Genomic DNA, 7512 nt, shown 5'->3' on the forward strand with positions numbered 1-7512 from the left:
ATTTTATAACAGATTAAAAAAAGAGCCAAACAGCTCTTTTTTTGAATCAATCCCATTTTCTTTTATCCTGAAAAACCGTCTGCTGTCCGATTATTTTGTCTAACACAACAAACACAATATAAGCACATATTACTTGCAATACAATATTCCCAAGTTTCATTAATTCAAATGAATGGATACATTGGAATAATTCATTTAATAATACAATCGAAACGATACTAAATAATTCTATACTAACCGAAAATATACATACTTCTAAAATGGATTGCTCTTGAATCCGATTTAGGTTAGAGAAGATGAATAAGTACCCTAGAAACAGAGCTAGTAATTCTATTTTCGTCATGCTAATGAGCCAAGCGTATAGTGGTACGGTTAAAAGAAGATATAATAGTTTCCGTCTTAGCATGCCTTCTCACCTCTAAATTATAAGTGTTTTCTGTATATTTTAACACTTTTCACATAAAAGAAACAGAAGAGACTTATGCCTCTTCTGTTTCTTTTACTGCATGTATTAACTCACATATTTCTTCGTGCTTTTCATTTTCTAATAGCTCAATGACTTTACTTCCAACGACAACACCGTCACATATTGTAATCATTTCTTCTATTTGCTCTCGTGTTGAAATACCGAATCCTGCAACAACTGGTAAGTGAACGTGTGATTTTATTTTTTCTAAGTAACTATGAATTTCGTTTTTAAAGTTTTGACGTACTCCTGTTACGCCCGCTACTGTAACGGCGTAAACGAATCCTTGTGATTCACTCGTAATTTTCTTGATTCGTTCAATTGGGCTTGTTACAGTTACGAGTGGAATTAAAGCTATTTTCGCCTCACGTAGAAGCGGCGCAATAATATGTTGTTCTTCATACGGTAAGTCTGGAACGATAATGCCATCCACACCTGCTTCAAGACAGCTCTCGATGAAACGTTCTTTTCCGAATGCTAGTACTGGATTTAAATATGTCATGAGGACAAATGGAATTTGAACTTCTTGCCTCACTTCTGCTAATGCATGAAAAATCCCTTTTAATGTTACACCGCTATCTAGCGCACGTTTTCCTGCTCTTTGAATAGTTGGACCGTCTGCGACTGGATCTGAAAACGGAATACCGATTTCAACGATGCTTGCTCCTGCTTCATCTAGAAAACGGATTCTTTCTTTTAACTTTTCAAGTCCACCATCTCCGCCCATTACGTACGGAATAAATGCTTTCTTGCCATTTTCAAACGCTGCTTTAATTTTTTCTACTCCCATTTTTTACACCTCTCCCATATAACGTTTTATACTCTCTACATCTTTATCACCGCGGCCAGATAAGCAAATGACAAGACCTTCGTCTTTCTTCATTTTCGGCGCTAATTTTAAAGCGTATGCGACAGCATGTGAGCTTTCTAATGCCGGGATAATCCCTTCTTTTTTCGTTAATAATTGAAACGCGTCTAACGCTTCGTCATCTGTGATTGAATGATAAGAAACGCGTCCAATATCTTTTAGTAAACTATGTTCTGGTCCAACACCTGGGTAATCCAGTCCTGCCGAAATAGAATGCGCTTCTTGAATTTGTCCTTCTTCATTTTGCAGAAGATACATCATCGATCCGTGTAAAACACCGACGCTTCCTTTCGTTAAAGTCGCCGCGTGCTTTTCTGTATGAACACCTTTTCCAGCTGCTTCAACGCCGTAAAGAGCAACTTCTGCATCGTGTACGAACGGATAAAACATTCCCATTGCATTACTACCACCACCAATACAAGCAACGACTGCTTCTGGTAATTTTCCTTCTAACGCTTCGTATTGCTTTTTCGTTTCTTTCCCAATTACACTTTGGAAATCACGAACAATTTGCGGAAATGGATGTGGTCCGAGAACTGATCCCATAATGTAGTGCGTATCGTGTACATGTGAAACCCAGTAACGAAGCGCCTCGTTCACCGCATCTTTTAACGTGCCGCTACCTGCCGCTACGCTTTCTACTTTTGCTCCAAGTAATTCCATTCGGAACACGTTTAATTTTTGTCGTCTCACATCTTCTTCTCCCATGAAGATGACGCATTCTAAACCGAGAAGGGCACATACAGTAGCTGTTGCAACTCCGTGTTGTCCTGCTCCTGTTTCAGCGACAACTTTCTTCTTACCCATTCTTACCGCAAGAAGTGCCTGACCTATTGTATTGTTAATTTTATGAGCTCCCGTATGGTTCAAATCTTCACGTTTCAAATAGATTTTTGCTCCGCCGCAATACTTCGTCATATTTTCAGCGAAATAAAGCGGTGTTTCTCTTCCAACGTACGTTTGTAAATAATGGTTTAATTCCTTTTGAAACGCTTCGTCTTGCATCGCTTCTTTATACGCTTCTTCTAGCTCTAGTACGGATTGCATTAACGTTTCTGGAACGTATCGTCCTCCGTATATACCGTAATGACCTTTTTCATCTGGATATGCGTAGTTCATTTGGAACACTCCTTCGCTTTTTTAATAAATTGTTTTATTTTCTCCAAATCTTTCTTTCCTTCTGTCTCTACCCCGCTACTCACATCGACCATATATGGCTGAACGGTTTGAATGGCTTCTTCTATATTAATGACGTTTAATCCGCCAGCTAATATCGTTTTCTCTCGCAACTCGTTTGGCATATGTGCGAGTAACTCCCATGAAAATGTCTTACCATTCCCTCCGTAAAACTTTTCTTTCGGGCTATCAAATAACAGATAATCTGTTTCGTATTTTTTCGCATGTTCAATATCTTTCTCTAAAGCTACTCCTAACGCTTTTATAGACGGAATATTCAATCTCCTGATTTGATGGTTGTCTTCATCCCCATGTAGTTGCACATGCGTTAACCCGCACTCCTCTGCAATTTTCTGGATCACTTCTACCGATTCATTTACGAAAACACCGACCTTGAAAACGTGTGCTGGAATTTCCCCAATAATTTCTTTCGCTTGCCCTGGAGTGATTTGGCGTTTACTTTCTGCAAAAACGAATCCGATTGCATCTGCGCCATATTCACACGCACTTTTCGCTGTTTCCATATCAGTGATGCCGCAAATCTTCACTTTCATATGCTCACCTTACAGTCTTCAAAAAAGGTACTGATAGAAGATGATGTCATAAGCGCTTCTCCGACTAATACGCCTTTGGCACCAGCTCGTTTGACTCTGATGATATCTTCTTTTGAATGAATACCACTTTCACTAATCCAAAGCAGATTTTCCTCATTCAGTCGTTTTCCGAGTTTTTCAGTTTGGCTTAAATCTACTTCAAACGTTTTTAAATTACGGTTATTAATTCCGATAACGTGCGGATTTAATCGGGTTGCAATTTCTAATTCCTGTTCATCATGAACTTCAACTATCGCTTCTAATCCCATTTCTAGTACGTAGTTATAAAGCTCTTTTAATTTCTCTTTTGACAATGCTGCAACGATTAATAAAATAAGATCTGCACCAGCTTCATACGCCCTATCAATTTGAATCTTATCAATTATAAAATCTTTGCATAAAAGCGGAATGTTACTTTCTGCTCTTGCAGTTTGTAAGTCGTGAAAAGATCCTTTAAAAAATTGACCGTCTGTTAAAACAGAAACCGCTCCAGCGCCGCATTCTTCATATGTTTTTACTTGTTTTGGTACATCAACGTGTAAGTTTATATCGCCTTTTGATGGAGACGCTCGCTTTACCTCGGCGATTACAGTAAATTGCTCTAAAGCTTTTACAAGTGAGTGTGTTTTCCTTTTTTCTTTCACTGGTGAATATGTTTCATATAACTCCGCAACTTCTACTTTCTTCTGCTCTACAATTTTGTCTAAAATCGTCCCCACTTTAATTCACCCTTTCTAATTTTTCATGGCTTGCTGTAATTAATAAGTTTAATTTTTCTAATGCTTTTCCGGAGTCAATGCTATGTGCCGCTAGTTTAATTCCTTCTTCAATCGTTTCCGCTTTTCCGTTTGCGAAAAGAGCAAGCCCTGCATTTAGTAAAACGGTATCGCGGTATACACTTTTTTCTCCGCTCAATACTCCGAGCGTAATTTTTGCGTTTTCTTTTGAATTTCCGCCTCTAATTTCCTCATTTTTCACTCTTGAAAAACCGTAGTTTTCTGGTGCAATACTCATTTCAATTATTTCATTGTCTTTTAAAATAGCGACGCAGTTTTCTCCTTGTAATGATGCTTCATCTAAAAATCCACTTCCGTTTACGACGAGCGCTTGTTTTCTGCCTAGTTTCTGCAATACTTCCGCTACCGGCAATAACATATCTCGTTTATAAATACCGACAAATTGTGTTTCTAAATTAACCGGATTCGTCAACGGTCCAATTAAGTTAAAGATCGTCGGAACGTTTAATTCTTTTCTTATTTTCATAATGCGTCTTAATGCTGGATGCATCGCTGGTGCAAATAAGAAGGCAATCCCTACATTTTCTAATAAGTAGTCAATCTCACCTGGCGTACAACTAATGTTTACACCGAGTTCTTCTAATAAATCAGCACTTCCTGTTTTACTAGAAACAGCGCGGTTTCCATGTTTCGCAACCTTTACACCAGCTCCGGCAAGTACAAATGCCGATGTTGTACTAATATTGAATGTTTGCGCACCGTCACCACCCGTTCCGCAATTGTCCATCGCGCCTTTTATATGATTTGAAAACGGTAATGCCTTTTCGCGAAGAGCACGAACGAGACCGTATATTTCTTCTGCTGTTTCGCCTTTCGCTTTCAGCAATACTAAGAAAGCTGCAACTTCACTTTCCAATATGTTGTCACTTAATAAAAGAAGTCCCGCTTCATACATTTCCTCTTCTGTTAAATGTTGTCCCTCTACTAACTTTCGAAGATAACTGTTCATACTCTCTCCTCCTCTTTCACTTCTGCTAAAAAGGCACGTATTAACTTTCCGCCTTCTTCTGTTGCAATTGATTCTGGGTGAAACTGTAATCCGAAGAGCGGATAATAATTGTGACGAACTGCCATGATTTCTCCGTCATCCATCGCTGTCGCGAGTATGTCAAAACACTGCGGCAAACCATTTTGCGCTGCGACGAGTGAATGGTAACGCATCGCTGTTAGCGGCTGCGTAACGTACGAAAAGATTGACGTTCCGTTATGTTTCACACGCGATGTTTTTCCGTGTTTAATACGCTCTGCTCTAACAATTTCTCCTCCAAATGCGGATATGATTGCTTGATGGCCAAGGCAAATTCCTAAGATGGGAACGTTCTTATAAAAGTGACGAATAACATCGATACAAATTCCAGCATCTTCTGGTTTTCCAGGTCCTGGTGATAGCACAATTCCTTTCGGCTTCATCTCCTCTAATTGTTCAATTGTTATTTGATCATTTCTTACTACAACAATTTCTTCCTCGTACTCGCCTAATAGTTGATACAAGTTATATGTGAATGAATCATAATTATCGATCAGTACAATCATTTCATAACCTCCAAAAGCGCTCTCGCTTTATTTAATGTTTCTTCATATTCAGCTACAGGGTCTGAATCGTAGACGATACCCGCTCCTGCCTGAACGTACGCTTTCTCATCTTTTACAACCATCGTTCGAATTGCTAGCGCCATATCAAGATTTCCTGAGAATGAAATATATCCAACTGCTCCGGCGTATACATTTCTTTTTTCATGCTCTAACGTATTAATAATTTCCATCGCCCTTATTTTCGGAGCGCCTGATACTGTGCCAGCTGGTAAACAATACGCTAATGCATCAAATCCACTCATTTGTTTTCGCAATGTTCCGTAAACTTCAGATACAATGTGCATAACGTGAGAGTATTTCTCTACTTTCATATATTTATCTATTGTCACAGAGCCAATTTCACTTACTCTGCCAATATCATTTCGGCCTAGATCCACAAGCATCATATGCTCCGCCCGCTCTTTCTCATTTCCTAACAGTTCTTTTTCGATTTCCTCATCTTCCTGCTTCGTTTTCCCTCTCGGCCTCGTACCGGCAATTGGGTTTGTCATCACCTTATCGTCTCTTACTGATAGTAAACTTTCTGGCGAAGAGCCAAGCACAACATAATCTTGAAAATCGATATAGAACATATATGGTGATGGATTTGCAATTCGAAGTTTCCGGTATAATGCAAATGGATCTCCTTTACATTCACTTTGCAAACGCTGGGATAATACAACTTGAAAAATATCTCCTGCCCGAATGTATTCTTTCGCTGTTTCTACCATTTCACAAAATTCTTTTTCAGTTACTGAAGAAGTGAATGATAAAGATGATATTACTTCACTCACCTTCTCTTCTTCTCCGTTTAGCACTTCTTCTTTGTATCGTTGCAATCTCTCGTATACTTCCTCATAAGAAGCTGATTCATCTTCCTTGCATACATATACAAACGATAGTTTTTGGCGTAAATGATCGTAAACGATAAACTCGCTATACAGTAAAAGGTGTACTTCTGGAATATTTAATGGATCATGTAAGTCTACTCCTATATTTTCATACTGCCGAATTACGTCATAACCGATATAACCAACTGCTCCTCCGCAAAATGGGAATGGACTTTCTACTAGCGATGGTGCGATTACCTCTTCTAACACTTGCAGTACGTTACCTTGCAGCTTTTCTGTTTGGCTGTAAATCGTTCGTTCCACTTCCGTACCAACACTTTTCACTTCACCATACGGATTACATCCTAAGCAAGAATAGCGTCCTTTATCTTGATGAAGCTGTGAGCTTTCTAGTAAAAACTTCTTCTTCCCTTTCATACGTCTATATAAAGAAATTGGCGTAATGCTATCTCCTTCTTCTTCAGCGATTACTAAAAATGTTTTTCCTTGTTCTTTTTGCTTCATAAATTCCTCTTTTGTCATCATGCCTTTCACCTCACTCTGAAAAATAAAAAAGTCCCCTACATATCGAAATATGTAGAGGACGATAAATTTACCGTGGTACCACCTCAGGTTGGACGCAAAAGCATCCCGCTTTATTCAGGTACAAAATATATACCTTATCCTTGTAACGGCGGAACCCGGGTTGCCTACTGAAAACAATTGTTCAGCATACCTCTCGTAAGCCCATTCCGTATATGGCACCGTACCGGGCTCCCACCTGTCCCCGGCTCTCTGTAACGTCTCCAAGTATACGTACTCTTCTTACTTAAACGATTTAACTTATTTAATTTTTATAGGGCGTTCAACAATTTTTTGTACACAAAAAGGGAGTACTCATCCTATAGAAAGGACGGGTACTCCCGTGGTGCCACCTTAATTCGTTACGAATGTAACGCACTTTGCCGTATCAAAAAATAATACGTGTCTCTTGTATCGATGAGATCATGTCGCCAAAGCCTACTTCTTTCGTTTCGGTTTGGAAGCTCCGAAGCCCATTCCACATCAATCCCATACTGATTCGCACCAACCATCAGCTCTCTGACATGTTCATCATGTGTACTCTTCTTCATCAACGCTTGCATTTTTTTAAGTTGCACTCATTATATTCCTCATGTTTCTAATAAGTCAATACTTTTTCCGAAAAAAA

General features: G+C 39.0%; 8 protein-coding genes and 2 other annotated features. All 8 genes read right to left on the minus strand.

Annotated elements, in window-relative coordinates; translation table 11 throughout:
• Nucleotides 1-46 precede the first annotated feature (46 nt).
• A complete protein-coding gene (locus tag AB3X48_RS14535) occupies nucleotides 47-406 on the minus strand; it encodes a DUF4029 domain-containing protein (RefSeq protein ID WP_088098811.1) in 360 nt (119 codons plus the stop codon).
• 73 nt (nucleotides 407-479) lie between these two features.
• On the minus strand, nucleotides 480-1256 hold the full coding sequence (gene trpA, locus AB3X48_RS14540) for a tryptophan synthase subunit alpha (protein ID WP_088098810.1): 777 nt from the start codon (nucleotides 1254-1256) through the stop codon (nucleotides 480-482).
• Between the two features lie 3 nt (nucleotides 1257-1259).
• Nucleotides 1260-2453, minus strand: a complete 1194-nt coding sequence (gene trpB / locus AB3X48_RS14545; RefSeq protein WP_016104199.1) for a tryptophan synthase subunit beta — start codon at nucleotides 2451-2453, stop codon at nucleotides 1260-1262.
• Nucleotides 2450-3064 carry a phosphoribosylanthranilate isomerase gene (locus AB3X48_RS14550; protein WP_016104198.1) on the minus strand — a complete coding sequence of 205 codons (615 nt, stop codon included), beginning with the start codon at nucleotides 3062-3064 and terminating at the stop codon, nucleotides 2450-2452. Before AB3X48_RS14550 ends, trpB begins: the two co-directional genes overlap by 4 nt.
• Nucleotides 3061-3822 carry an indole-3-glycerol phosphate synthase TrpC gene (trpC, locus tag AB3X48_RS14555; protein WP_002158846.1) on the minus strand — a complete coding sequence of 254 codons (762 nt, stop codon included), beginning with the start codon at nucleotides 3820-3822 and terminating at the stop codon, nucleotides 3061-3063. The genes AB3X48_RS14550 and trpC overlap by 4 nt, the downstream gene beginning before the upstream one ends.
• Nucleotide 3823: 1 nt before the next feature.
• Nucleotides 3824-4849 carry an anthranilate phosphoribosyltransferase gene (gene trpD / locus AB3X48_RS14560; RefSeq protein WP_016104197.1) on the minus strand — a complete coding sequence of 342 codons (1026 nt, stop codon included), beginning with the start codon at nucleotides 4847-4849 and terminating at the stop codon, nucleotides 3824-3826.
• Nucleotides 4846-5433, minus strand: coding sequence for an aminodeoxychorismate/anthranilate synthase component II (locus AB3X48_RS14565; protein ID WP_002158848.1), 588 nt, complete (start codon nucleotides 5431-5433; stop codon nucleotides 4846-4848). The genes trpD and AB3X48_RS14565 overlap by 4 nt, the downstream gene beginning before the upstream one ends.
• Nucleotides 5430-6848: an anthranilate synthase component I gene (gene trpE / locus AB3X48_RS14570; RefSeq protein WP_016104196.1), complete on the minus strand. Its 1419-nt coding sequence runs from the start codon at nucleotides 6846-6848 to the stop codon at nucleotides 5430-5432. Before trpE ends, AB3X48_RS14565 begins: the two co-directional genes overlap by 4 nt.
• 51 nt (nucleotides 6849-6899) lie before the next feature.
• Nucleotides 6900-7145: a binding site (T-box leader), on the minus strand.
• 63 nt (nucleotides 7146-7208) lie between these two features.
• Nucleotides 7209-7447 (minus strand) — a binding site (T-box leader).
• Nucleotides 7448-7512: the final 65 nt, after the last annotated feature.

Source organism: Bacillus sp. S4 (assembly GCF_040838205.1).
GTDB classification, from domain to species: Bacteria; Bacillota; Bacilli; order Bacillales; family Bacillaceae_G; genus Bacillus_A; species Bacillus_A cereus_U.

Coding starts and splice junctions, on each gene's coding strand:
- AB3X48_RS14550 (WP_016104198.1), bottom strand. CDS start 3,064: ATGAAAGTGAAGATTTGCGGCATCACTGATATGGAAACAGCGAAAAGT.
- trpE (WP_016104196.1), bottom strand. CDS start 6,848: ATGATGACAAAAGAGGAATTTATGAAGCAAAAAGAACAAGGAAAAACA.
- trpA (WP_088098810.1), bottom strand. CDS start 1,256: ATGGGAGTAGAAAAAATTAAAGCAGCGTTTGAAAATGGCAAGAAAGCA.
- AB3X48_RS14565 (WP_002158848.1), bottom strand. CDS start 5,433: ATGATTGTACTGATCGATAATTATGATTCATTCACATATAACTTGTAT.
- AB3X48_RS14535 (WP_088098811.1), bottom strand. CDS start 406: ATGCTAAGACGGAAACTATTATATCTTCTTTTAACCGTACCACTATAC.
- trpB (WP_016104199.1), bottom strand. CDS start 2,453: ATGAACTACGCATATCCAGATGAAAAAGGTCATTACGGTATATACGGA.
- trpD (WP_016104197.1), bottom strand. CDS start 4,849: ATGAACAGTTATCTTCGAAAGTTAGTAGAGGGACAACATTTAACAGAA.